This window comes from Flavobacterium sp. (genome assembly GCF_039932285.1).
Classification (GTDB): Bacteria; Bacteroidota; Bacteroidia; order Flavobacteriales; family Flavobacteriaceae; genus Flavobacterium.
Window position 1 is genome coordinate 1 of sequence record NZ_JBDTQE010000016.1, and the last position, 25,850, is coordinate 25,850.

Annotated in this window: 23 protein-coding genes; 17 read left to right on the plus strand and 6 right to left on the minus strand. The window is 30.1% G+C overall.

Annotation, left to right across the window (positions count from 1 at the left end; all coding sequences use genetic code 11):
- Nucleotides 1-126: 126 nt before the first annotated feature.
- Complete coding sequence (locus tag ABI549_RS04930) at nt 127-1,101, minus strand: YitT family protein (RefSeq protein ID WP_348075343.1); 975 nt, start codon at nt 1,099-1,101, stop codon at nt 127-129.
- 1,080 nt (nt 1,102-2,181) lie between these two features.
- Here ABI549_RS04930 and ABI549_RS04935 point away from each other — a divergent pair.
- The 4 genes from ABI549_RS04935 to ABI549_RS04950 all read left to right on the plus strand — a co-directional run bounded on the left by ABI549_RS04935 (nt 2,182) and on the right by ABI549_RS04950 (nt 5,693).
- On the plus strand, nt 2,182-2,331 hold the full coding sequence (locus tag ABI549_RS04935; protein WP_348075344.1) for a hypothetical protein: 150 nt from the start codon (nt 2,182-2,184) through the stop codon (nt 2,329-2,331).
- 83 nt (nt 2,332-2,414) lie between these two features.
- Nucleotides 2,415-4,451 (plus strand): ATP-binding protein, encoded by a 2,037-nt coding sequence (locus tag ABI549_RS04940; protein ID WP_348075345.1) that lies wholly within the window; start codon nt 2,415-2,417, stop codon nt 4,449-4,451.
- 25 nt (nt 4,452-4,476) lie between these two features.
- A complete protein-coding gene (locus tag ABI549_RS04945; protein WP_348075346.1) occupies nt 4,477-5,154 on the plus strand; it encodes a response regulator in 678 nt (225 codons plus the stop codon).
- A gap of 206 nt (nt 5,155-5,360) precedes the next feature.
- Entirely contained in the window at nt 5,361-5,693 is a 333-nt protein-coding gene (locus tag ABI549_RS04950) for a hypothetical protein (RefSeq protein ID WP_348075347.1), read from the plus strand.
- On the opposite strand, the gene ABI549_RS04955 is transcribed toward ABI549_RS04950, so the two are convergent.
- Nucleotides 5,671-6,840: an ATP-binding protein gene (locus tag ABI549_RS04955; protein ID WP_348075348.1), complete on the minus strand. Its 1,170-nt coding sequence runs from the start codon at nt 6,838-6,840 to the stop codon at nt 5,671-5,673. The two genes, ABI549_RS04950 and ABI549_RS04955, sit on opposite strands and share 23 nt — an antisense overlap.
- Before the next feature lie 12 nt (nt 6,841-6,852).
- Nucleotides 6,853-7,713, minus strand: coding sequence for an aldo/keto reductase (locus tag ABI549_RS04960; RefSeq protein ID WP_348075349.1), 861 nt, complete (start codon nt 7,711-7,713; stop codon nt 6,853-6,855).
- Nucleotides 7,714-7,889: 176 nt separating this feature from the next.
- Between ABI549_RS04960 and ABI549_RS04965 the strand changes: the two genes are divergently transcribed.
- From ABI549_RS04965 to ABI549_RS05005, 9 genes are all read left to right on the plus strand, one after another.
- On the plus strand, nt 7,890-8,894 hold the full coding sequence (locus tag ABI549_RS04965) for a MoxR family ATPase (RefSeq protein ID WP_348075350.1): 1,005 nt from the start codon (nt 7,890-7,892) through the stop codon (nt 8,892-8,894).
- A 79-nt stretch (nt 8,895-8,973) separates the two neighbouring features.
- Nucleotides 8,974-9,840 (plus strand): DUF58 domain-containing protein, encoded by an 867-nt coding sequence (locus tag ABI549_RS04970; RefSeq protein ID WP_348075351.1) that lies wholly within the window; start codon nt 8,974-8,976, stop codon nt 9,838-9,840.
- 48 nt (nt 9,841-9,888) lie between these two features.
- Nucleotides 9,889-10,245, plus strand: a complete 357-nt coding sequence (locus ABI549_RS04975) for a four helix bundle protein (protein WP_348075352.1) — start codon at nt 9,889-9,891, stop codon at nt 10,243-10,245.
- A gap of 97 nt (nt 10,246-10,342) precedes the next feature.
- Nucleotides 10,343-11,929, plus strand: coding sequence for a hypothetical protein (locus tag ABI549_RS04980; protein WP_348075353.1), 1,587 nt, complete (start codon nt 10,343-10,345; stop codon nt 11,927-11,929).
- A 1-nt stretch (nt 11,930) separates the two neighbouring features.
- The gene (locus ABI549_RS04985) at nt 11,931-12,932 is read left to right on the plus strand and encodes a VWA domain-containing protein (protein ID WP_348075354.1); all 1,002 of its coding nucleotides are present in this window, start codon (nt 11,931-11,933) and stop codon (nt 12,930-12,932) included.
- Nucleotides 12,933-12,937: 5 nt separating this feature from the next.
- Nucleotides 12,938-13,981, plus strand: coding sequence for a VWA domain-containing protein (locus ABI549_RS04990; RefSeq protein ID WP_348075355.1), 1,044 nt, complete (start codon nt 12,938-12,940; stop codon nt 13,979-13,981).
- A gap of 1 nt (nt 13,982) precedes the next feature.
- Nucleotides 13,983-14,708 carry a tetratricopeptide repeat protein gene (locus tag ABI549_RS04995; protein ID WP_348075356.1) on the plus strand — a complete coding sequence of 242 codons (726 nt, stop codon included), beginning with the start codon at nt 13,983-13,985 and terminating at the stop codon, nt 14,706-14,708.
- 37 nt (nt 14,709-14,745) lie between these two features.
- Nucleotides 14,746-16,530, plus strand: a complete 1,785-nt coding sequence (locus ABI549_RS05000) for a BatD family protein (protein ID WP_348075357.1) — start codon at nt 14,746-14,748, stop codon at nt 16,528-16,530.
- A gap of 40 nt (nt 16,531-16,570) precedes the next feature.
- Nucleotides 16,571-17,314: a tetratricopeptide repeat protein gene (locus ABI549_RS05005; protein WP_348075358.1), complete on the plus strand. Its 744-nt coding sequence runs from the start codon at nt 16,571-16,573 to the stop codon at nt 17,312-17,314.
- A gap of 192 nt (nt 17,315-17,506) precedes the next feature.
- Here the strand turns inward: ABI549_RS05005 and ABI549_RS05010 are convergent, their stop codons facing one another.
- Nucleotides 17,507-18,010, minus strand: coding sequence for a hypothetical protein (locus ABI549_RS05010; RefSeq protein WP_348075359.1), 504 nt, complete (start codon nt 18,008-18,010; stop codon nt 17,507-17,509).
- Nucleotides 18,011-18,066: 56 nt separating this feature from the next.
- The gene (locus tag ABI549_RS05015; RefSeq protein WP_348075360.1) at nt 18,067-18,450 is read right to left on the minus strand and encodes a hypothetical protein; all 384 of its coding nucleotides are present in this window, start codon (nt 18,448-18,450) and stop codon (nt 18,067-18,069) included.
- Between the two features lie 508 nt (nt 18,451-18,958).
- Here ABI549_RS05015 and ABI549_RS05020 point away from each other — a divergent pair.
- The 4 genes from ABI549_RS05020 to ABI549_RS05035 all read left to right on the plus strand — a co-directional run bounded on the left by ABI549_RS05020 (nt 18,959) and on the right by ABI549_RS05035 (nt 24,358).
- Nucleotides 18,959-20,521 (plus strand): vitamin K epoxide reductase family protein, encoded by a 1,563-nt coding sequence (locus ABI549_RS05020; protein ID WP_348075361.1) that lies wholly within the window; start codon nt 18,959-18,961, stop codon nt 20,519-20,521.
- Nucleotides 20,522-20,612: 91 nt separating this feature from the next.
- Nucleotides 20,613-20,768: a hypothetical protein gene (locus ABI549_RS05025; protein WP_348075362.1), complete on the plus strand. Its 156-nt coding sequence runs from the start codon at nt 20,613-20,615 to the stop codon at nt 20,766-20,768.
- A gap of 86 nt (nt 20,769-20,854) precedes the next feature.
- Nucleotides 20,855-23,047 (plus strand): peptidase domain-containing ABC transporter, encoded by a 2,193-nt coding sequence (locus tag ABI549_RS05030; RefSeq protein ID WP_348075363.1) that lies wholly within the window; start codon nt 20,855-20,857, stop codon nt 23,045-23,047.
- Between the two features lie 15 nt (nt 23,048-23,062).
- Complete coding sequence (locus ABI549_RS05035; RefSeq protein WP_348075364.1) at nt 23,063-24,358, plus strand: HlyD family efflux transporter periplasmic adaptor subunit; 1,296 nt, start codon at nt 23,063-23,065, stop codon at nt 24,356-24,358.
- 1 nt (nt 24,359) lies between these two features.
- On the opposite strand, the gene rpoN is transcribed toward ABI549_RS05035, so the two are convergent.
- Nucleotides 24,360-25,829, minus strand: a complete 1,470-nt coding sequence (rpoN, locus tag ABI549_RS05040) for an RNA polymerase factor sigma-54 (protein ID WP_348075365.1) — start codon at nt 25,827-25,829, stop codon at nt 24,360-24,362.
- Nucleotides 25,830-25,850 lie beyond the last annotated feature (21 nt).

The following is a 25,850-nucleotide window of genomic DNA, read 5'->3' on the forward strand; positions in this document are numbered from 1 at the left end:
TAGCTTATTACTAATAATTTTTGGAGGAATTCAAATAATCATTATATGGTTATTTGAATTCTAAATATTTGGATTCAGTCTTCTCATTTATTTTGGAAAGATTTACATTGGCCGTATTATTTTCTATCAATGATTTAAAGGGCGCTTTTTAATCATTCCTCCTTTTGTGTCTTTTACACTATTCATTACTACAAATGCACTAGGTTCTATTTTTTCAATTTCGGTATTAAGTTTGTTTAATTCAAGTCGTGTAATAACTGTATATATGATGTCAATTTGTTTGATTTCTCCACGTTTTCCATAACCACGTTTTCCATTATAAACTGTCACTCCACGCCCCATTTTAGTAATTATCATTTGTCTTATTTCGTCACTACGTGAAGCAACGATGGTTACTCCAATGTACTCCTCAATACCTTCAATAATAAAATCTAAGGTTTTTGATGCAGATAAATAAGTAATCATTGAATAAAGGGCTACTTCAATACTTAAAAAATATGCAGCTGCTGAAAAAATAATCACATTGATTAGAATAATAATATCGCCGATTGTGGCTGCTAATTTTCTACTTAAAAATATTGCAAGGACTTCTGTGCCATCAATAACAGCACCTCCACGAATAGTAAAACCAATCCCCGCACCAAGAAAGAAGCCACCAAATATAGATACTAATAAATTATCGTTGGTTACATTTGGAAAAGTTATAGTTGCTAAACAAATTGAAAGACCTGCTATTGCAAAGACTGTCTTGATAGCAAATTGTCTTCCCATAATAACATAAGCAAGTATAATAAACGGAATATTTACACAAATGATAAGGATATAAAGTGGAATTTCTGTTAATGCTGATATGAGTAGTGCTATACCTGTGGCTCCGCCATCAATAAAGTGATTTGTAAGTAAAAACCCTTTAAATCCAAATGAAGCAGAAAAAATACCAATAGTTATTAGTAAGAAATTCTTAATATTTCTTTTTGTAGAAATTAAAAATGCTCGGTATGCTTTTGCAATTACATAGCTAGAATAGCTATTTTTGGCCGATTTTTTGTTTCGGGTTGTTAATATAGTCTTAACAATAATTTGAGTAAAAAGTGAGTTCATATTTCTTATTGTTTGGTGTACTTATTGTTTGAGCGCTTGAAGTAAATAGACAGGAATGGAGAATAAAGTTTATTTTACAATTGCTGTTAATTACCGTTTAGGTACTTTTTTTAATCATTATTTGTGATTTCAAACTTGATTTCATTTTTTCCAAGCAACCCATCCTTTCCCACGTTTTATAATAAAATTTTCGCATTCTAAGTTACTTACTAATGCTGGATTTGACAAAGTATTTTCTTTTACAGAATTTCTAACTATTTGAATTTGATTTATATCTTTAATTTGGGTTTCTCTAAAAATTATGTTTTAGCTTTGTTGTATTTTATTGAAGTTATTCCTAATCTTTTTAAGCAAGTGAGAACTTTAAAACGGAGTGTTTTATGCCGAAACGAAGTAATGAATAAAAACGCTAATTCCTCTAAAATCTAAACCTCGACAAATGTCTTTTACTTTTTTGTTTTATAGTTTTTGTTATTGGAAAAACGCTAGTTCCAAAGGTCTCAATTCCTTACTTCATTTATACAACATTCTAACTCGAATGCCAAAGCTCTATGATTGGCTTATATTTCTTTGCTTAATTCAATTGCTACTCCTTAAATAAATATTATCAATTTTTTAGATTGTTTCCATGTGCTTAAATTAAGGCTGTTACTTAACTTTTTCTCCATGCTAAATTAGTATACCTACTTTCAATATGATGCGATAAATTAGAATTTTTACTGTAATTAATTTACGAATCGTAAACTTATTGTGGTTGTGTTTTAAATATCTAAAACCTTCCCCCCATTATATAGAAGCTAAATATTCGAAACAATCTAAATTGGTTTTTTAGACATTAAAAAACATATAATACTCTGGTTTTTTGTTGATTACATGGTTTGATTTTTCTTCAAGGTTAAGAATTTTTTTTACAGCCTATCATTTTATTTAAATAAAAAATTTAACAAAATGTGAGGGAAAACCGTAAAATTTATTTTTAGGAGGGTTATAATTTTGAATAAAATTATAAAACTAAAAAGCGACTTTCTCTTATAAAAGAAAACATAACAACTAAGTTATTAATTAAATTCCATAGAAATCATGAAAACAATCATTTATTCATTAGCAATTATTACTTTACTACTAACATTTGTATCATGTAATGTAGAAGATGTTCTAGATAATAATCAGGTAAACCTGAATGTAACTACCGATATTGATCCGCCAATTCCGATGCCAAAACCAATGTAATATAAAAGATAAATATAATAAGTCTTTATAGTAAATTCTAAAAAGGCTAAATTTGATTTTATTTATTAATATTGAAATTTAATTTGAAAAAAATATTTTTTATAATTCTGTTTTCTTTCTTTATATTTAGTTGTAATCAGAAAGAAAGTAACCAGCTATTAAACTTAAATGAGGATAATATTGATACTTTATTGTCTAGATCCTATAGTTATAAAATAGATAAGATACAAAGGGACAAATATGCAGATCAAGTTTTGTTTGTTTTAAGTAACAAAACAAATGATTCATTGACCAGACGTTACTATTTTAAGCTAGCTGGGAGGCATTATAATCTTAACGAAAGTGAAAAATACCTAAAAACATCTAGGAAAATTTATGCTTTATCTCAAGAAAGCAGAGATTCTCTTAGTATGGCAAAAGCTTTGCAATATATTGGAGATTATCATTATGGTAAATTCATTAATGACAGTGCTTATTATTATTATAGTAAAGCTGAAAAAATGTATTTACATATAAATAATAATGAAGATATAGATAGACTTAGGCTTTATAAAGCTAATATTTTGTTTTATGAAAAAGATTTTTCGGGCTGCGAAATAGCCGTAGTGAATATATTAAAAACCTTAAAAAATAAAAAAGATTTTAGATTGTTATATGAATGTTACATTGCACTAGGAAATGCACTTGAAGGGAGTAATAATACAAAGCAATCTTTAATTTATTATAATAAAGCGGACGATGTTACAAGTCAGTTAAAAAATGATCCACAATATTTATCACTCAAAGCACAGACATATAATTATTTAGGAAGGGTTTGTCAGAAAGAAAATGATCATAGAAAAGCAGTTTTTTATTTTAAAAGAGCATTAGGCATTTCCGATTTCCGTAATACAGAGCCATTATTATTTGCTAATTTAATTAATAATTTAGGCTATTCTAAATTTAAATTAGATGACAAATCAGATTTTTTGTTATTATATAAAGCATTAAAAATAAGAGATTCCCTAAATAATATTCCAGGAATAGTTTCTAGCAAAATTAATCTTTCAGAATATTATTTTGCAAATCAAGATACTGCAAAAGCTTTATTATTTAGCGCACAAGCGAAAATGATAGCTCATAATAACAAAATTTTTGAAGACGAACTAAAAGCACTGGAACTACTCGCTAAAATTGATCCTAAAAATGATTCATATTACAATAATCGATTTATAAAGCTAACAGATAGTCTTCAAAATAATGAACGAACCACACGCAATAAATTTGCAAGAATTGAGTTTGAAACAGATGAGATTTTAAATCAGAAGAAAAATATTGAAGTCGAAAAAGATAAAATTTCTTATCAAAGATGGGTAATTCTTGGTTTTAGCTTGTTTTTTATATTAATTATTGCGCTATTATATTTTGCAAAATTACAGCATTCTAAAAATAAAGAATTGCAGTTTGAACAACAGCAACGGAAAGCAAATGAGGAGATTTATCAGCTAATGTTAGATCAACAAAGCCGAATTGATGAAGGAAGACAAAATGAAAAAAAGCGTATTGCACAAGAATTGCACGACGGAATAATGAGTAAACTAACCAGTACAAGGTTAAATTTGTTTGTTCTAAATAAAAAAACAGATGAGGAAACAATAAAAAAATGTCTTTTGCATATTGCAGAAATTCAAAATATTGAAAAAGAAATAAGAGAAATATCGCATGATTTAAATAAAGATATTTTTGCAGGAAAAGATAGTTTTAAGACAATTATAACTGCTTTGTTTGATGATCTAAAAACTACTTCACAAGTGAATGGTCAAATAGAAATTGATGATGCGATAAGCTGGGAAACAATAGAATCATCAACTAAAATGCATTTATATAGAATATTTCAAGAAACACTGCAAAATATTCGAAAATATGCAAAAGCAAACATTGTTATTGCTGAGATAAGTAAACATGAAAATAGCATTCATGTTAAAATAAGCGATAATGGAATTGGTTTTAATATAAAAAAAGTAAAACAAGGAATTGGACTAAAAAATATTCAGTCTAGAACCAAAATGATTAACGGGATTTTAGATATTAAATCAAATAAAGGAAAAGGAACGCAAATGAACTTGGTTATTCCTATATAATTTCCATTAAAAAGTTAATAAACACATGCAAAATAAATTAAAAATCCTAATGGTCGATGATCACCCGTCAATGATTGAAGGGTATAAAATTATTTTGTCATATAATAATTTAGGATTAGAAATTGAAACTACTGCAGCTCATAGTTGCGAAAGTGCTTATAAAATAATTACAAATGAAAGTAAATCTAGTAAAATTTATTTTGATTTAGTTTTTTTAGATTTTAGCTTGCCTCCCTATGAACAAATGAATATTATGTCAGGACAAGATCTAGCCATGCTAGTAAAGAGTCACTTGCCAGATTCTAAAATAGTGATGTTAACCTCACATACAGAAGCAATTTTACTATATGATTTGATTAGAAAAGTCGAACCCAACGGATTATTGATAAAAAGTGATTTTAGTGCTGATGAATTGTTATCTGCCTTTGACAAAATAATGATGGGCGAGATTTATCATAGTATAACAGTAAGCCAGAATCTAAAAGAAATACTCTCTAAATCAAGTGTTTTAGACCAACAAAATCGACAAATCATTTCCTTGTTATCACAAGGTATAAAAACTAAGAACCTTCCCAATCATCTAAATTTATCCTTAAGCGCTATTGAAAAAAGGAAAGTTCAAATACGTGATTATTTTGGTATTAAAAATGGGGGGAATGATGAAGATATAATTAGGGAGGCTAAAACGTTAGGCTTAGTTTAAAATTGTCTTTTATTACTTGTGCCACCTTTCAATTCAAAATTTTAACAAGATATACGGGAAAACCGTAAATCACATTCGCTAAAAACAAATAAATTTGAATTATATATAGATAGATAGCCCCAATATCTTTTTAACCTCAAGATTGTCTATTCTATTTAGAATCTTTTTTCTAAAGGAATAGACAATTCTTATTAAATTTTTTAGCTATGATAAAAAACTTACAAAATTTAGATAAACAAACTAGATATAGTTTGTTTATTACAACATTTGCTCTTGCTGTATTTGTGATGTTAGTTCTAAATGCGGTTATATCAATTGGTTATTTGCTTAATCTTATAAAGCAACCGGGTTTTGAAAATATTTCATTGTCTTTTAAAGAAGGTTATTATCTTATAAATGATAAAAAAATAGGTGTTTCAATTATTTTTAATCTTTTTGGAATTCTTGTTCTTTGGTTTCTTATGCTATATCATACAATAAGAAGTATATATGACTTAGATTATTTTTTAGATAATTTTAATGACTATGATTATAATTAGTATCAAGACCATTACCATTATATTTCATTTTTCTTAAAACTCTTAAGGCTTCTTTAAAACTCAGATAAACTTGAGAATACGGTTTTAATAAATGTTTGGCATCTATTAGTTTTTGTTTCGCCTCATCAAATCCATTAAGATAACAAATCATGAATGTATAAGGCAATTTTTCAAGGTCTTTAATTTCCTTTTCAATCAATAAAATGCCTTTTTCCATTTTTGAAATCAACGACAAATTTGTGTTATAAATATGATATAACATTTTCTTGTTGAATTCTGGCGGTTCAAATAGCATTTTGTTTTCTATCTTATAATAACCATTGTCAAAAAAGGTAATGGTTACTTTTTCTAGCGGATAATAACTCGTTTTGTCGTTCAAACCAAGAGAAATATATTCGGTAATTGCAAAATAATTATCATTATATTCTATCGAAACTTCATCTTGTGCCGAATAAAAAAGTTTTACCTGCTCATTTATTAACTCGATATCAACCCGAGAAAAATAGGTTTCATTTTTTACTTTTTTCTTATTTCCTGACCAGCAAACTACAAATAATTCTTTAAAAACTTTATAATCATTAAACATATCTTTATGTCGAATGTTTATAAAGTCTAGAACGCCTTCTAGCGTATAACCAATACTATTTCGCGAATTATTTTCGATACTAATTACAGCTTCTGTATTTTGTTTAGAAAAAGGAATTTTTTCTTCAGTAGGAATAGTATTGCTTCCCACACGTTTGAAAGTCGAATTGGCAACAATCGTATGAATTCCTTTCTTAAAAAAGGATACTTTATTATTGGGTTTTATGGTTACTAATCCTATAACTTTATCTTTTGGGAGATTGGGAAAAGGCACATTTTCGTACTGAATTTTTGGAGGATTTTCTAAAAAAGCATTTACCAAGTTCTGAATTCTACTGTCATCAAAAAAATCATCACCAACAATCTCATTATCAGAATCTTCAACCCCAACAACAATGTAAGAATTGTTTGTAGGATTCGAGTTGGATAAAGCACAAATATGTTTCAAAAACTTCGCTTTTCCCTCGCGAGAATGGAGATTTAACTGACGCTTCTTGTCATAAAAACTGCACTCATCGTTGTGAGCTAGTAAATTCTTAATAAGAAGTCGTTTGTTTATCATTTTTTTAAAAATTTAAGGCACTTTATGACCAACGCTTTCGGTCCAAATAGCAAACCAATCTTCTAGTTCTAATTTTGTAGAAATAGATTCACCACTGTTTTTAATTCTATCTAGATTTGTTGTGCCAATAACGGGTAATATACCAGCAGGGTGTTGCATAATCCATGATAAAAGTAACACATCTTTAGTTACATTATATTTAATTTCCAATTGGTCTAAAAGTATATGTAAACGTATCATTTTTTCATTCTTCTCTTTAAAAATAGTTCCCAACGGATTCCATGACATTGGTGTAATAGCATGCAATTGCATATAATCTAAACTTCCGTCTAGCATAGGTTCCAAATGTGTTGCCGAAAACTGAATTTGGTTAAATTCAATTTTTGTTCTCTGGTTTATTAGTTCCGTTTGAATAGGAGAAAAGTTAGAAACACCAAAAGATTTAATTTTTCCTTCCTTTTTTAGTTTTTCAATCGCTTCGGCAATTTCATCAGCTTGCATTAAAGGACTTGGTCTATGCAATAAAAGTGTATCAAGATAATCAGTTTGTAAATTTTTTAGTGAATTTTCGACCGACCGAATAATGTAAGCAGCGGAGTAATTATAATGCTTGATTTTATTATCTCTTCCTTCAGTATGTTCAATACCACATTTAGATATTAATTGAATTTTTTCTCGCTTTATTTGGCTTTCGCCAAAAGCTTTTCCAAAACCATTTTCGGTTGTATAACCACCGTAAATATCAGCATGATCAAAAGTTGTAATGTTGTTTTCTAGACAGCAATTTATTAACTCAATCATTTGATCTGTCTTATAATTCTTGCCCCAAATTCCCCAAGTCATTGTTCCTGAAATTATTCTAGAAAAGTTCATTTTTAGTAGTTTTAAATTTGAAATCTTAAAAATAGGCAAATACTATCATAAATCATCCTTAAAATAGTAGGTTTAAAAGAATTTTTAACCATTTTTTAACATCTTACTTCTAAAAAAAAATTCAATTTGCACTACAATAAAATACACGTTAAATTCACGGCTTTAAAAAAATAAAAATGGAAGAAAATACAACGACTTTAGACATTAGAGCGATTAATGAAAAAATTGAAAGAGAAAGTGCTTTTATAGATCTTCTCACCATGGAAATGAACAAAGTAATTGTTGGACAAAAGCACATGATCGAGCGTTTGCTGATTGGACTTTTGGGACAAGGACATATTTTGCTTGAAGGGGTTCCTGGTTTAGCAAAAACTTTAGCCATAAATACATTATCACAAGCTATTCAAGGATCTTTTAGTCGTATTCAGTTTACTCCAGACTTATTGCCTGCCGATGTTGTTGGAACGATGATTTACAATATTAAAGCGAATGAATTTTCTATAAAAAAAGGACCAATCTTCGCTAATTTCGTCCTTGCAGATGAGATAAACCGTGCGCCAGCCAAAGTTCAATCAGCACTTTTGGAAGCCATGCAAGAAAAACAAGTAACCATTGGCGACACCACTTTCAAATTAGAAAGACCATTTTTAGTACTTGCAACACAAAATCCAATCGAACAAGAAGGAACTTATCCTTTACCAGAAGCACAAGTCGATCGTTTTATGCTTAAAACCGTTATCGATTATCCAAAAATGGAAGATGAGCGAATGGTAATTCGTCAAAATCTAAATGGTGGTTTTCAAAAAGTAAACCCAGTGGTTTCAGTCGAGCAAATTATTCGTGCTCAAGAAGCAGTTCGTGAAGTTTATATGGACGAAAAAATCGAAAAATATATTCTCGATATTATTTTTGCCACACGTTATCCAGAAAAATATAAATTAGAAAGCTTAAAACCACTTATTGGTTTTGGAGCATCACCTCGTGGAAGTATCAATTTAGCTAATGCAGCAAAATGCTATGCTTTTATCAAACGTCGTGGTTATGTAATTCCAGAAGATGTTCGCGCCGTTGTTCATGATGTTTTACGTCACAGAATTGGAATCACTTATGAAGCGGAAGCAGAAAATGTGACTTCAGTCGATATTATCAATAAAATCGTAAACGAAATAGAAGTACCGTAAAGTTTGTTTAATGTTTAACGTTTCAAATTGTTTATAAAACCTTGGAACTTTAAACTTTTAAACTTTAAACAAATTAAAAATGGATACAAAAGAACTCTTAAAAAAAGTCCGAAAAATAGAAATTAAAACCCGAAGATTGAGCGATCATATCTTTTCGGGCGAATACCATACGTCTTTCAAAGGACGCGGAATGACTTTTTCAGAAGTGAGACAATATCAATACGGTGATGATATTCGTGCCATCGATTGGAATGTGACGGCAAGATATAACGAAGCACATGTAAAGGTTTTTGAAGAAGAACGAGAACTCACGATGATGCTTATGGTCGATATTTCTGGTTCAGAAAGCTTTGGAACGAAAAACCAACTCAAAAGTGAAATAGTAACTGAAATTGCAGCAACAATGGCTTTTTCGGCGACTCAAAATAACGACAAAATAGGTTTAATTTTATTTACCGATGAAATCGAGTTGTATATTCCGCCTAAAAAAGGAAAATCACATGTGCTCAGAATCATCCGTGAACTAATAGAGTTTAAGCCTAAGAGCAATAAAACAGACATTTCGCAAGCATTAAAATTCTTGTCTGGAACACAAAAAAAGAAAGCCATAGTTTTTATGATTTCCGATTTTATTACAGATGATGATTACGAAAAAACATTAAAAATAGCTGGAAAAAAGCACGATATCACGGGTGTTCGTGTATATGATGTTCGTGAAGAAAAAATGACAAACATAGGGTTGGTTGCCATGCAAGACGCCGAAACAGGTGAAACACAATGGATAAACACCAATTCTAAAAATGTACGTTTTGAATATGAAAAGTATTATAACGAAAAAGTAAGTTATTTTAAAGACATATTCTCAAAATGCGGTTCTGGAACGGTAAGCACAAGAGTCGACGAAAGTTATGTTACTAAATTATTAGGCTATTTTAAATCGAGATAAGGATTTAAGAATGTAGATTACCGATTTTTGATTTCAGATTTAAAAGACATGAATAAACAAGTTTTAGAAGACAGATTGATTGATTTTTCGGTATTGATAATTAAAGTAGCTAATAATTTAGAAAAAAGTTATACTGGAAATCATTTGTCAGGACAAATTATCCGTTCTGGAACATCACCAGCATTAAATTATGGTGAAGCACAAAGTGCGGAAAGTAAAAAAGACTTTATTCATAAAATGGGAATTTGTTTAAAAGAATTAAGAGAAACATTTGTTTGTTTGAAAATCATCGAAAAAGCAATGCTAGCATCAAATATAGATCTAATTATAATCGCAAAATTTGAAGCCAACGAATTAATTTCAATTTTTGTTTCAAGTATTAAAACAGCAAAAACAAATTCTTAAACAGTAAAAATAAAGCAGAAGTAAACAATAAAGGTTTCAATTTACTAGAATCAAAAAATCTGAAATCAAAAATCGTTAATCTTCAATCTTCAATCAAATGAAATTAAAACTATACATATTATTACTTATTTCGACTTCGCTTTTTGCCCAAAAAGTCGAAACATCTATCGATACTACTAAAAATAAGATTGGTGCACAATTTACATTAACACTCACGGCGAAAGTAAAACCAACTTCAAAAGTTATATTTCCAAAAGCAAAAAATTTTGGAAGTTTAGAAGTTATCGAATCGTATCCAATTGACACTATCAAAGACAGTGATAAATTCGAGTTAATTAAAAAATATGGTTTAACACAATTTGATTCTGGGAAATATGTAATTCCTAGAATTCCAGTTTTAATAGACAGAGTTCCAGTTTTTTCAGATAGTATAAAAGTGGAAGTTTTTAATATAAAAGTCGATACATTAAAACAAAAAATGTACGACATCAAACCTATTATTTTAGTAGAAAAACCAATGGGCAATTGGTGGAAATACCTTTTAGGATTTGTATTGTTTTTAGGTTTAGGATTTTTAGGCTATTTCCTTTGGAAAAAATACCGAAAAGTAGCTGAAAAAGCAATCGTATATAATTCTCCTATCGAAAAAGCAACTAGTTTATTACAATTGTTAGAGAAAAAAGAATTGCTCGCCAAAGGCGAAATAAAAGAATATTACTCGGAACTAACCGATATTGCTCGTGATTATATAGAAGAAGCAATTGAAATCCCTGCGAAAGAAAGCACCACTTCAGAACTTATCCTCGCTCTTAGAGCAGCATCGGTCAAGAAAAAGATGAAACTTTCTAAGGAAACACTTCTAGGTTTAGAAAAAATATTGAAACAAGCCGATTTAGTAAAATTTGCCAAAGTAAAACCACTCGATTTCGAAATTGCCGATGATAGAGAAAGAATCGAAAAAACAATTGTAATTCTTGATAAATCTATTCCAGTTGTAGTTGATGAAAACAGTAAAAAATGGGAATTACAGCAACAAGAAATTAAACTTAAAAAAGAGCAAAGAAAGAAAAAAATGACTTTTGCTGGTATTTTAGTTGGAGTAGTTACTTTTCTGATAGCTTATACAATTACAACCAAAGGTTTAGACTATGTAATAAACGGATTTTCAGGATATTCTACCACCGAATTATTAGAAGGTAATTGGATAAAAAGTGATTACGGAAATCCATCGGTAATGATAGAAACCCCAAAAGTATTAACCCGTTTAGATACTAAAAAAGCGATTCCAAAGGATGCCATGGCACTCATAAAAGACATGCAAATGTTCGGTTACGGAAGTTTAGTTGGAGAGTTTAATATTATTGTTTCAACCATTCAATTTAAAAAAGACACAAAAATAGATTTAACACAATCTCTGAACGGAACGATTCAAACATTAGAATCTCAAGGCTGTCAAAACATTATTATAAAACAAGAGGAATTTACTACCGATAAAGGGATTAAAGGAATAAAAGGTTACGGAACATTTAGTAATAATAAACACAAAATGTATTACGAAATCCTCTTATTTAGCCAATCCGGAGGATTGCAACAAATCATGATTGCACACAAAGAAGGTGACGAAAATGCAGAAAAAATATCGGAGCGAATGTTAAATTCTGTCGAATTACAAATCACAAATTAGTATGAGCAATATCACTTTTTTAAATCCAGAATTTTTTTGGTTGTTTTTACTACTTCCATTTGCTATGGGTTGGTATTTATTTAAACGAAAAGAAGAGAAACCAACCTTAAAAATAAGTTCATTACAAGGTTTTAAAGCATCACAATCGGTTTTACCAAAACTAAAACCACTATTATTTGCCATTCGATTATTGGCTTTAAGCGCATTAATTGTTGCCATGGCAAGACCAAGAACCGTCGATGTGAGTAACAAAAGAAATACTACAAATGGTATCGATATTGTTATGGCAATAGATCTTTCGAGCAGTATGCTTGCCAAAGATTTTAAGCCAAACCGAATGGAAGCGCTAAAAGAAGTGGCAGCTAATTTTGTTGAAGCCCGCCCAAATGATAGAATAGGAGTAGTGGTTTACACCGCCGAAGCTTATACAAAAACGCCTGTTACTAGTGACAAAGCCGTTGTTTTAGATGCTATAAACACAATCAAATATGATAATGTTTTACAAGATGGGACAGGTATCGGAATGGGATTGGCAACCGCTGTAAATCGTTTAAAAGACAGTAAAGCAAAAAGTAAAGTGATTATATTAATGACTGATGGTGTGAATAATGCAGGATTTATTGAGCCAGTTACGGCGGCAGAGTTTGCTAAAGAATTTGGTATTAAAGTATATACAATTGGAATCGGAACAAACGGGAACGCTCCTTTTCCTTATGCTATTGCGCCAAACGGAGGTTTTTTATATAAAATGTTGCCTGTAGAAATAGATGAGCAACTCATGAAAGATATTGCCAAAAAAACAGCGGGTAAATATTTTAGAGCACAAAGCAATTCTAGTTTAGAAAGTATTTATAACGAAATAAATAAATTAGAAAAAACGGAAATCGAAGATTTAAAATTTGTTAATTATGATGAAAAATACAGACCACTAGTTTGGCTTGCGGGTTTATTATTATTAATAGAAATCATATTACGAAACACTATTTTTAGAAGTTTTATATAAGAAAAATGGAATTAGACGAATCAAAATATTTATACTTATTATTCTTGCTGCCAATACTTGCAGTACTTTTTCTTTACGTTGAATTCTGGAAAAGAAAAAAACAAAAAGAATTTGGCGATTTAGAATTAGTAAAAAAGTTAAGTCCAGAGAAATCAAATTTCAAACCAGCGTTGAAGTTTGGAGTTATTTTATTAGGAATAGCCATGCTTATTTTAGGATTAGTTAATCCAAAAATTGGAACTAAAGTAGAAAAAGTAAAACGAGAAGGAATAGATATTGTTTTTGCAATCGATGTTTCTAAAAGTATGCTTTGCGAAGACATTGCACCAAACCGATTAGAAAAAAGCAAGCAAGTCGTTTCACAAATCATCAATAATTTAGGAAGCGACCGTATAGGAATTATAGCTTATGCAGGAAGCGCATTTCCAGTTTTGCCCATTACAACCGACTATAATGTTGCCAAAATGTTCTTGCAAAGCATGACTCCAGATATGATTTCATCTCAAGGAAGTAACCTTGATGAAGCTATAAAACTTTCAGGAAAATATTTTGAAGGAAGTCCAAACACTAGTAAACTAATGATTATGCTTACCGATGGTGAAGACCATTCGGAAGCAGCAGAAAGTGCAGCCGCAGAAGCCAAAAAAATAGGTATGAAAATCATAACTATTGGCGTCGGAACAACAGCTGGCGGACCAATTCCTAATAAGAAAAATGGTGTGATTGAAAGTTTTCATCGCGACAAAAGTACTGGAGAAGTTGTTGTTACTAAATTGCGCCCAGAAGCATTAGAAGCTATTGCAAAAGCAGCAAAAGGAGGTTATATAAATGGAAATAATACTAAAGAAGCAGTAAATTTTATCAAAAAATCACTCAATAACATTCAGAAAACAGAATTTGATGCTACAGAAGTAGCTAGTTTTCAAGCGCAATTTCAATGGTTTTTAGGAATCGGGTTTTTCTTATTACTGTTAGATGTTTTTTTATTAGAAAGAAAAACAAAATGGGTGCAAAAATTGAATTTATTTAACGAGAAAAAGAAAAATTAATATGAAACATATTATTTTAATATTGATGACATTTTTTTCTGTATCAATATATTCACAGAAAAAAGATTTCGATTTGCCACAAGCTAATGAAAATTATGTAAAAAAAGAGTATGCTGTTGCAGAGTCCAATTACAGAATTTCTAAAGCAAATAATGAAAAAAGAGCTGCGGCTTCTTATAATTTAGGTAACGCTATTTATAAACAAAACCAACCAACTGAAGCAAAATACGCTTATTCAAAAGCGATAGAAAATGCAAAAGGAAAGCAACAAAAATTTAGTGCTTTTCATAATATTGGTAATGTTTTTATGAAAGAAAAAGATTATTCGAAAGCTGTAGAAGCATATAAAAATGCACTTAGAAATAATCCGAAAGACGAGCAAACAAGGTATAATTATGCTTTAGCCAAAAAGATGCTAAAAGACAATCCTCCTAAAAAAGACGACAAGAAAAAGGATGATAAAAAAGATAAGGATAAAGACAAAAAGGACGAACCAAAAGACGACAAAAAAGACAAGCCTAAAGATGGCGATGATAAGAAAGATGAGAAAGGAAAGCCTAAAGACGACAAACAAAATGAGCAGCCAAAACCACAACAAGGTGGTGCAAATCAAGAAAGAATGAAAAATTTGTTGGATGCTGTAAATAACGAAGAAAAGAAAACACAAGAAAAAGTAAACGGAAAAAAAGTAAAAGGCAAACCTATCGAAACCGATAAAGATTGGTAGATTTGACCCGAAATCTGTTAAAACGATTAAATAAAAAATGAAGAAATTCCTATTTATATTATTATTAACCTGTCAAGGGATTTTTGCCCAAGTGCAATTCGTAGCGCAAGTAAGCAAAAATTCATTGGGTATCAACGAACGCCTACGCATCGATTTTGTGATGAATGATGATGGAGATAATTTTAGTGCACCAGCGTTTGAAGGTTTTAAAATTGTGGGTGGACCAAACCAATCAACAAGTTATCTTTGGGTTAATGGTCGGAAATCATTCGAAAAAACATATTCCTTTTATTTATCACCTACAAAAAAAGGAACTTTTGTAATCAAGCAGGCTTCTATCGAAATAAACGGACAAGTTTATAAAACCAATCCTATTAAAGTTACTGTAGGAAATGCAGTTGCCGAAGAAAGAGATCCTTATGATCAATATTATCAACAACAGCAGCAACAGCAACCACAAGCTTATGCTGGGAAAAGTGGTGTGCAATTGGTCGCAGAAATTTCTAATCCCAATCCATATTTAAACGAACCAATTACAGTAGTTTACAAAATATATGTAAGCAACAGATCGGCAGTTGGCGGTTGGCAAGTGAAGGATAATCCAAAATATAATAATTTCTGGAGTCAGAATATCGATGTGAAACAACTTCAAATTCAGCAAGGAAAATTTAAAGGTGAAGATTATCGATATGCTGTTCTTAGAAAAACAGTTCTTTATCCACAAAAATCTGGGAAATTAGAAATTGAACCACTAACATTAGATGTTGAGGTTGAAGTGCCATCGAATGAAGTAGACTTTTTTGGACGACCAATCATGACTACATCAAATAAAAAAATATCGGCTGGCGCCAAAGTTATCAATGTAAAACCATTGCCAGAATCAGGAAAACCAGAAGGATTTACAGGAGCTGTTGGAAGTTTTGATTTTAAAGTTACACCTTCGAAAACCAAATTAAAAAACGGAGAATCTCTCGATTTGAATGTAGTCGTTTCTGGAAAAGGAAATCTAAAATTATTCACTTTACCAAAACCTATTGTGCCAAGTTCTTTAGAAATGTACGATCCTGTGCATAAAGAAAATGTAACAACACCACTTTCAGGAATGGTAGGAAGTATATCAGATTTATACACTATAATTCCGCAATACAAAGGCAATTATCCTATTCAGCCACTTACTTTTTCGTATTTCGATTTAGTGTCTAAAACCTATAAAACAATTACTTCTAAGGAAATAAATATCGAAGTTCTTGATGGACCAACAGCCGCAAATAACAATGCTGTAGCAAGTAATGATTCAAATAAAACAAAAGTGGCTTCGAACGCGACTTTCGGATATATAAAGTTAAAAACAGTTTTGTCTGATATTAAAAACACAGACTTTTTAGGATCGGGATTGTTTTACGGATTGTTGTTATTACCTTTTTTATTAATTCCAATTATCATGGTAATTCGTAAGAAAAAAGAAGCGATAGATGGCGATATTGTTGGAAACAGAATTAAATTATCTAACAAATTAGCAAAGAAATATTTATCGGAAGCCAAAAATCAACTTTCGAACAAAGAACCGTTTTACATTGCTTTAGAAAAAGCCATGCACAACTTCTTGAAAGCAAAATTGCACATTGAAACTTCGGAAATGAGCAAAGATAAAATAACTGAAATCTTGTTGTCTAAAAATGCCAACCCAGAATCGGTAAGTAGTTTTATAGCTTTGACAGAAAATTGCGAATTGGCAAGATATGCGCCATCAACAAGCGTAACAATTCAGCAAGATTATAATAAAGCCGTTGAAATAATATCAATTTTAGAAAAACAAATCTAATAATTGATAATTTACAATTGATAATGCATAATTAATAAAAATGAAAAATTTACTTTATATATTCCTTCTCATCAGCCAAACATTTTGGGCACAAACTGCTTTCGATAAAGGGAATAGTTTGTACCAAAAAGGGAATTATCAAGAAGCAATAACTGTTTATGGAAGCGTTGAAAAGTCAGGAAAGCAATCGGCTGAATTGTATTTTAACTTAGGAAATTGTTTTTATAAGTTAAACAAAGTAGCGCCAGCCATTTATAATTTCGAAAAAGCCTTGTTGCTAAATCCTAATGATTCTGAAATTCAAAATAATCTCTCTTTTGCTCAAAAGATGACTATTGATGAAGTGATAGAAGTCCCTAAAGTAGGATTCGCAAAAATAATAAGAGATTTTACCTCAAGTTATCATTATGACACTTGGGCTTGGATAGCCATTGTTTTTTCGGTGTTATTTTTAGTGTGTTTTGTAGGGTATTATTTTTCGAATACAACTATGCTAAAAAGGATTTTCTTTACTGCTATGCTATTTGTATTGTTGTTTGTCATTCTAAGTGTTTTTGCAGGTTTTTTTGAAAAAAATCAAAGTAATAATGACAGACCAGCTATTGTTTTTGCAACTATTACATCAGTAAAAAGCGAACCAAAATCAACCGCGCAAGACGCTTTTGTCTTGCATGCTGGAACCAAAGTTTTTGTCTTAGAAAGCTTAAATAATTATAAAAAAATACAACTTTTAGACCTAAAACAAGGTTGGATAGAAAAAAGCGCTATTAAGGAGTTGAAGTAAATTTATTATTATTTTAAGTCTTGTGCTTCATATGAATACGGTTAAAAAAAAAAAAATTTATAATTAAAGAATGATTTGAAAAATAATTAAATTTAATCTTTTTGTAAATTCAAATTTTTAAAAATGAAATTTTAAAAAATCGCAATCAATCAATTATTCCATGAGTTGACAAATCATTTTTATCACTTATTATTAGTACCATCCAAATTTCTTTTTTATTTTTTTTGAAAACTCAACATCTTGTATAGGTATGAATTCAGGGCATTTTTTGTCTTCGGGGGTTAAATAACTGTTTTGTATTTCCTTTTTTGAAATCAAGCCAAATTTTTGATTTCTATGATGCAGATAAGAATTGAAATCAATGTCTGAAAAAATAGTGTAATCAATTTGATTTGATAGATAGGCCTTTTTATAATACTCAAAAAAAAGTGTGTAATATCTATCATAATTATTTTCTAACTGTAAATTATGATTTTCTATAATACTATATGGGTTCTGAATAATTGCAAACGACTTTCCTGTTGGCAATGCATTGTGTTTTCGGGTAATCACATACAAATCAGAAGCATTATTCATTGAAAATTCTGATTTTAATTCTCTGTCCTTTTTCTTTTGAATAGAATCGTGCTTAGCTCTTATGTTGAGTGATAAAGAATACGAATTAATTAACTGATCTTTTTCATGTAAATTGTTCAATTTTCTTAAATCAATTTGTTTTTCAAAGTTATTTCTGAGCCATATAAAATGCTTTTCTAAATACATTTCCTTAAACCAAGTCGAAAGAGTCCTTTCATAATATTGTTGTAATAACTTTCTTTTTCAGTCATATACGCCACATCAAATCCATACTTTTCAACCAGAATAGTTAATTGATCTTTGAAAAAATCTATTTTGTTTAAGTTATAGGCATTTTGTAATAGCAAATGGTATCTAAAATCAGGCTCGTAGGTATTGTAATCCTTTTCTAATTTTTCAATACTTTTCTTTAATTTTTCAAACTTGGTTTCGTTTGGATCATTTGAAAAAGTAGTTACATATGAAACAATTGAATCCCTAATGAATTTGTCTCTAACATTTTGACAAAAAATTGTTGTTGTAGGTATTATAAAAAGCATAAAAAGTAATCTGATTTTCATTTTTTTAAATTTTATAATGCCTAAAAAGGAAAAGGAATAATTTTTTTCATTCTTTTAGATCTAAACTTAAATATTTATCTACTATTAAAAGACTTTCCATGCTGATTACATTAACAAAAAATTTAATAGGTTGTTTAAATTCAATGATGGTAAATATATAAATTATAAAATCTATCGAACGAAATTTTTTAAGTTTTATATGTGATTTAAGGAATATTTTTTAATAAAACTTCAAAATAATAAAACTAAAATTTAACAAAATGTACGGTAAAACCGTAGTGTTATTGACGTGGTTATTTATATAATTGTCAAATAAAATTTTGTAAGAAATATAGGTTAAATAAAACCGTATTTACATATATTCTAAAGTCTGATTAAGTGCACATGAAAAGATATGAAAGAATTTAAGATGATTTCATAACTTAATAAAGATCAAAAAAATTGAACATTATAAAAAATTATAAATATCATTTTTAGAGCACCTCTTTAGAAATCAAAAAACAAGAATATGATTAGGATAGTAAATAAGTATTTAGATTTAAATCAATTTTCTACTCAGAAAGCAGCTTTTGAAGAGTTGTTTTTATCACACCCAAACTATCCAAGTGTGTTTGCTATTACAGATTCATTAGACATGTTGTCTATAGAAAATATTGCTATTAAAATACCTAAAGAGCAATTTGTAGAATTACCAGACGTATTTTTAGCGATATATAAGGAAGAGGTAGTATTGGTTCAAAAAACAGTTCAAAACATTACAATCGAAACTTCTACAGGAAAACAAGTTTTGTCTTTTGATACGTTTTTAACCTATTGGAACGAAGTTGTGGTTGTTGTCGAGCCAAATCAAATAAAAAATGATATAAAATCACAGGTTAACGCAAAGGTATTGTGGTTTTCATTCCCCTTGTTGATAATGATATTCTTGTCATTCTACTTTAATATTTATACTGTAAATAGTTTTATATTATTAACAACATCAATTTTAGGATTTATAGTTAGCGTGTTTATAGTGCAAGAAAGTTTTGGGATTAAAAACGAAGTTGTGTCCAAATTTTGCAATATAAATCCTAATACTTCTTGTGATACGGTCATAAAATCGAAGCAAAGCAAAATAAACAAATGGGTTAGTTTTTCAGATTTGCCATTGGTTTTTTTTGTAGTTAGCGTCTTATCGATCTTAATTCAACCCAGTAATTCGAGTATGGTGATTGGATTTTTTAGTTCATTATCTGTTCCTTTTATTATATATTCTATCGGGTTGCAAAAATTTAAATTAAAAAAATGGTGTTTGTTATGCTTGGCAGTATCTGCAATAGTTGTATTGCAAAGTTTGGTTTATAGTTTCTTAACCACACCATTTATTATTACTGCAAGTCAGTTTTTTATAACTTTATTTTTATTCTTTTTTCTTGCGTCACTATGGTTGTTTATAAAACCAGTTTTTGAGACGAAAATAAAAGTAGAAAGCGATATTATTGAGTTAAAAAAGTTTAAGAGAAGCTTTCGTATTTTTTCTTTTTTGCAAAAAGAAATACCACAAATAAAAGGTCTAGATAAAATGGAAGGTTTATGTTTTGGGAATAAACAGGCTGAAGCTCAACTAACAGTAATACTAAGTCCTAGTTGTGGGCATTGCCATAAAACTTTTGAAGAGGCATATAATTTGACAAAAAAATTTCCAGACAAACTATTTTTGAATGTGTTATTCAATATTAACCCTGAAAACAGCGATAATCCATACAAAATTGTGGTAGAGAGTTTACTTTCTATAAACAGTAACACTCCCGAAATGATGGAAACTGCAATCTTCGATTGGCACATCAAAAGAATGACTTTAGAAAAATGGCTAGACAAATGGAAAGTTGACAATATAGGAATGTTAGTAAACCATCAAATACTAAAGCAATACAATTGGTGTTACGAAAATGAGTTTAATTATACTCCAGTAAAAATAATCAACCATAAATTATTTCCAATTGAATACGAGATAAGCGATTTAAAATATTTCTTAAATGATTTTTCTGTACAAGCAGAACAACAACAAGAAACTATTTTTGCTCAATTATAAAAAAATATAAAAGCATTCTTGCAAGAGTAGACATAAATCTCAAATGTCTTAAAATGATTGAGATAACAATCAATTTATAAAACTTTAAATCATGTTAAAAAACATTCTAAAATTAGAAGGTGCTCAAAAATTGAGTAAAAATGAGCAAAAAACTATAGTTGGGGGAAAAGCTCCTGCTTGTTGTTTAACTTGGAATCCTATAACTAGATATTGTTCTAAATGGGATCAAGATTGTTTGGGTCAATAATAAATTCCTTAATTGAATTGAACTCTCTAAAAATTATTTTTTAGAGAGTTTTTTTAAACTATTTTTGAAACAAAAAATACACCCACTTGAAGAAATTTCCTAATTATATACAAGCTGATAATAAAGATTGTGGTCCTACTTGCTTAAAAATGATTGCTAAATATTATGGTAAAACCCTTAATATTCAGAATCTTAGAGATTTTAGTGAGACTACTAGAGAAGGTAGTAACCTATTGTTTTTAAGTGATGCAGCCGAGAAAATTGGTTTTAGAACGTTAGGTGTAAAACTTAACTTAGAACGACTAGATGAAGCGCCGTTGCCTTGTATTTTGCACTGGAACAAAGATCATTATGTAGTATTGCATAATATAAAAAAAGAAAAATATTGCGTTTCAGATCCAGGCTATGGTCTGATAGAATATAACCAAAAAGATTTTATAAAATTCTGGATTGGTAATAACGCCGATAATTACACACAAGAAGGAATTGCATTACTTCTTGAACCAACACCTGTTTTTTATCAATCGGAATTTGATAAGGAAGAGAAAAAAGGATTAGGTTTTAGAATGCTTGCACAATATGTTTTGCCTTATAAATCATTTATAGTACAGTTGAGCATTGGTTTATTAGCTAGCAGTTTATTACAACTTATTTTTCCCTTTCTTACCCAAAGTATTGTTGATGTTGGAATCCAAAATCAAAACATCAATTTCATCTACATGATTCTTTTTGCACAACTATTTTTGTTTGCAGGCAAAACAGGATTAGAACTCATTCGAAGCTGGATTATGCTTCACCTTTCTACAAGAATTAATATTTCATTAATTTCTGATTTTTTTATCAAATTAATGAATTTACCTATATCATTTTTTGATGTCCGAATGACTGGAGACATCATGCAACGTATCAATGATCACCATCGTATTGAAAGAATCTTAACGACATCTTCATTAAACGTATTGTTTTCGGTAATCAACATGTTTATTATGGGTGGTGTTTTGGCTTACTATAACTTGCAAATATTTTTAGTTTTTTTTGCAGGTAGTATTCTATATTTTGGATGGATAATGTTGTTTCTTAAACGAAGAGAAGAACTAGATTATAAGCGTTTTTCGGAAGTTTCCCAAGAGCAAAGTAAAGTCATGGAACTAATAAACGGAATGCAAGAAATAAAACTTCACAATGCCGAAAAACAAAAGCGTTGGGGTTGGGAATATGTGCAAGCCAGATTGTTCCGAGTTTCAATAAAAGGATTGGTATTAGAACAAACACAAACAATAGGTTCTTCTGTTATCAATCAATTAAAAAATATATTCATCATTTTTCTTTCGGCTAAATTGGTTATAGATGGTCAAATTACTTTAGGAATGATGATGGCGATAAGCTCTATTGTAGGAAGTTTAGATGGACCTATTTCGCAACTAATTAGTTTTGTTCGTGAAGTACAAGATGCTAAAATATCTTTAGCTCGTTTGTCTGAAATTCATGAAAAAGAAGATGAAATACAACAAGAATCACATCAAACGCATGATTTTCCTAAAGATGTAGCTATCGAGGTAAAAGATTTATCCTTTAGGTATTTAGGCTCTGATATTCCTGTTTTAGAAGGTTTAAATTTGACTATTCCACCTAATAAAATTACTGCAATAGTAGGGACAAGCGGAAGTGGAAAAACAACATTAATGAAGTTGTTATTGAAATTTTATGAACCTTATAATGGTCAAATAAATATTGGCAACACCCAATTATCCAATATTGCACAAAAAACATGGCGAGCTAATATTGGTGCGGTAATGCAAGAAGGATTTATTTTCAATGACACCATTGCAAATAATATTGCTATTGGCGTAGATATTATTAACAAAGAACGACTGGTTTATGCTGCCGATGTAGCCAATATAAAAGAATATGTTTCTGGTTTGCCTTTGGGTTATAATACAAAAATAGGTTCTGAAGGTGTGGGAATGAGTACTGGACAAAAACAAAGGTTATTAATTGCTAGAGCGGTTTATAAAAACCCAGAAATGCTATTTTTTGATGAAGCTACTTCTGCCTTAGACGCTAATAATGAAAAAGAAATAATGGAGAAATTAAATATTTTCTTTAAAAATAAAACCGTAATTGTTATTGCACATCGATTGAGTACTGTTATAAATGCAGATCAAATTGTGGTGCTCGACAAAGGAAAAATTATCGAAATAGGTAATCATAATGAGTTAGTAAAATTGAAAGGTAGCTATTACGAGTTGGTTAGAAATCAGTTGCAATTAGGAAATTAGAATTTAAAAAATAAGATGTCAGAGAATAAAAATACTTTCGAATTACGTAGTGAAGAAGTTCAAGATATATTAACCCGCGTTCCACACTGGATGATTCGTTGGGGAACGGTTTTGATATTTGGAATAATTATCATGCTGTTTTTTACTTCATGGTTCTTAAAATATCCAGATGTTGTAAAAACAGAGATTGTAATTACGACTAATATTCCGCCTGAGAAATTAGTAGCTAAAACTTCGGGTAGGATAGAAGCTATTTTAGTAAAAGACAGATCGTTAATTAGACAAAATACACCTCTTGCTATCATAGAAAATGCGGCAAATTATAAAGATGTGTTATTACTAAAAAGTATTGTTGATAAAACAAATATAGATGGCACTAAAAAGACATTTCCATTTAATAAACTGCAAAACTTACAGTTAGGTGAAGTAGAAAGTGCTTATGCTATTTTTCAAAAAGATTATATTGCCGATGGTTTGAATACCAATTTGCAACCTTTTCAAGTGGAAAATAATGCCCAAAAATCAGAATCTACTCAAATTAAAGAAAGGTTAAGTTTGTTGTTGCAGCAAAAAGAAATTAATGAGCAAGAGCTGAAATTGCAAAAAAATGAAATTACACGTTACACAACGCTAAATAGTAAAGGAGTTATTTCAGATCAAGAATTTGAAAGCAAAAAATTGAATTACCTACAAGCAGAAAAAAATTATAAAAATTTATTGAGTTCGATTTCACAATTGCGATCTTCATTAATAGACAATTCAAGGGCTACAAAAGGAACACAAATTTCTGGAACTAAAGAAGCCGTAAATTTAGACAGAAGTGTAACACAATCATTCTACCAACTAAAAAAAGCGATAAAAGACTGGGAATTAAATTATACTTTAAAATCTTCTATTGCTGGGGAAGTTACCTTTTTGCAAGTTTGGACTGAAAATCAAACTATAACCTCAGGCGATAATGTTTTTTCAATTATTCCAAGTACTCAAAAAGGATTTGTAGGAAAAGTGAAAGCACCAGCATTAAATTCGGGGAAGATAAAAATCGGGCAACAAGTAAATATTCGTTTGGCAAATTTTCCTGATAGAGAATTTGGTGTTCTAAAAGGTGAAGTGAAAAACATATCACTTATTCCAGACAAAGATGGCAATTTATTAATAGATGTGATTTTACCAAAAGGTTTGCAAACATCTTACAGAAAACAAATTCCATTTCAGCAAGAGATGAAAGGTTCTGCCGAAATTATCACCGAAGATTTACGCTTGTTAGAAAGAATATTATACCAGTTTAGAGAGATTTTTAAAACTCAGTAGCCTACATTTTCTTTCTCATTCTAGCCACAGGAATATCTAATTGTTCACGGTATTTTGCAATGGTTCTTCTCGCAATGGGATAACCTTTTTCTTTTAATATTTCAGCAAGTTGGTCATCTGGCAAAGGTTTACTTTTGTCTTCTTCTGCAATGACCGTTTGAAGAATGTTTTTAATCTCTATAGTCGAAACTTCTTCGCCCTGATCATTAGTCATGGCTTCAGAGAAAAACTCTTTAATTAGTTTTGTTCCGTAAGGTGTATCTACATATTTGCTATTTGCAACACGTGAAACAGTCGAAATATCTAAACCAATCATGTCCGCAATATCCTTAAGAATCATTGGTTTTAGATTAGCTTCATCACCATCTAAAAAATACTCTTGTTGAAAATGCATGATAGCATTCATCGTAACATATAATGTTTCCTGACGCTGTTTTATAGCATCTATGAACCATTTTGCTGAATCTAATTTTTGTTTGATAAACTGAACCGCATCTTTCTGAGCGTTCGATTTGTCTTTAGAATCTTTGTAGGTTTTCATCATGTCTTGATAATCTTTCGAAACATGAAGTTCTGGCGCATTTCTTCCGTTTAAGGTCAACTCTAGTTCGTCATCAATAATTTTTATAGCAAAATCAGGAACTACGTGTTCAGTCATTTTGTTGCTTCCTGTATAGGCTCCACCTGGTTTCGGATTTAATTTTTCAATTTCATCGATTCCGTTTTTGAGTTGTTCTCTAGAAACCGAGAATTTTAAGATCAATTTGTCGTAGTGCTTTTTAGTAAAAGCTTCAAACTGATCCTGAATAATATTCATAGCTAACGCAACGGATTCAGTAGGTGTTTTGTGCTTTAATTGCAACAACAAACATTCTTGCAAATCTCTTGCGCCAACACCTGAGGGTTCTAATTCGTGAACAATATGTAATATTTTTTCGACCGTTTTTTCATCGGTATAAATACCTTGTGTAAACGCCATATCGTCGACAATATCTTGTATTGTACGCCTAATATAACCCATATCATCGATGCTTCCTACAAGAAATTCGGCAATATCACGCTGATCATCAGTTAAGATAAAAGTATTTAACTGATTGATTAAATCTTGATGAAAACTAACTGGAGCAGAAAGTGGTGATTCACGATCTTCATCATCATCACTATAATTATTGGCTTGGGTCTTGTAATCTGGTGTTTCGTCGTTGCTTAAATATTCATCTATGTTTATGTCGCCAGAATCGATGCTTTCATTATCGTCATAATCATCATATTCGTCATTGTTATCAAACTCATCTTTTTCGTAAATTTCTTCTTGGTTATCATCTCCACCTTCAAGCGCTGGGTTTTCGTTCATTTCTTCTAATAAACGAGCTTCAAAAGCTTGTGTAGGCAGCTGAATTAACTTCATCAACTGGATTTGTTGTGGAGATAATTTTTGAGATAATTTGAAATTTAGAAACTGCTTTAGCATATTAGTTTGTTTGGTTATTCG